General features: G+C 77.3%; 1 protein-coding gene. It reads right to left on the reverse strand.

Translation table 11 applies throughout. The features are described from left to right. A partial coding sequence (locus tag DZG00_RS16015) for a methionyl-tRNA formyltransferase (protein WP_147360092.1) occupies nt 1-561 on the reverse strand: 561 nt, incomplete at its 3' end. Between the last annotated feature and the right edge of the window lie 202 nt (nt 562-763).

A 763-nucleotide genomic window follows, 5' to 3' on the forward strand; every position in this document is an offset into this window, starting at 1 on the left:
CGCGGTGCCCGCGGCGATGCCGGCGACCGTCCGCGCGAGGAGGTCGGCGCCCTGCGTGGCGAGCGCGCCGAGCACGTCCCCGGCGGTCTCGTGGGCGCCGGTGGGCCGCGTCTCCATGGAGAAGACGGGACCGGTGTCCATGCCCCGCTCGAGCTGGAACACGCTCGCGCCCGTGACGCTCTCGCCCGCCATGATCGACCGCTGCACGGGCGCGGCACCGCGCCACCGGGGCAGGAGCGAGAAGTGCAGGTTGATCCAGCCGCGCTCGGGAGTGGACAGGAGCGGCTCGCGGACGAGGCCGCCGTAGGCGACGATCACGCCGAGCTCGGGGGCGAGGGCGGCGATCTCGGCGGTCGCGGCGTCGTCGAGGCGGTTGGTGCGCAGGGTCGGGATCCCGAGCCGCTCGGCCTCGGCGGCGACGGGCGACGGCGTGAGCACGCGCTTGCGGCCGACGGGCGCGTCCGCGCGCGTGACGACGAGGGCGACGTCGTGGCCGTCCTCGTGCAGGCGGACGAGCGACGGGACGGCCGCGTGCGGCGTGCCGGCGAAGACGACTCTCATGCGGTGTGCTCCCTGGGACGGCGTGCGGGGCGAGCGGTGGACGGGGTGCGGCCGGCGGGTCCGGGTGCGCGGACCGGGCGGCGGGCGCGCCGGGCGCGGATCAGAACAGCCCCGTGTCGTCGAACCGTACACGGAGCGGGACGGTGGGCCGGAACCCGGTGCGGCCGGCGACGGGCTTGCGGCGGCTGGAGGCGTTGCGCAC

The organism is Clavibacter lycopersici (assembly GCF_003576405.1).
GTDB classification, from domain to species: domain Bacteria; phylum Actinomycetota; class Actinomycetes; order Actinomycetales; family Microbacteriaceae; genus Clavibacter; species Clavibacter lycopersici.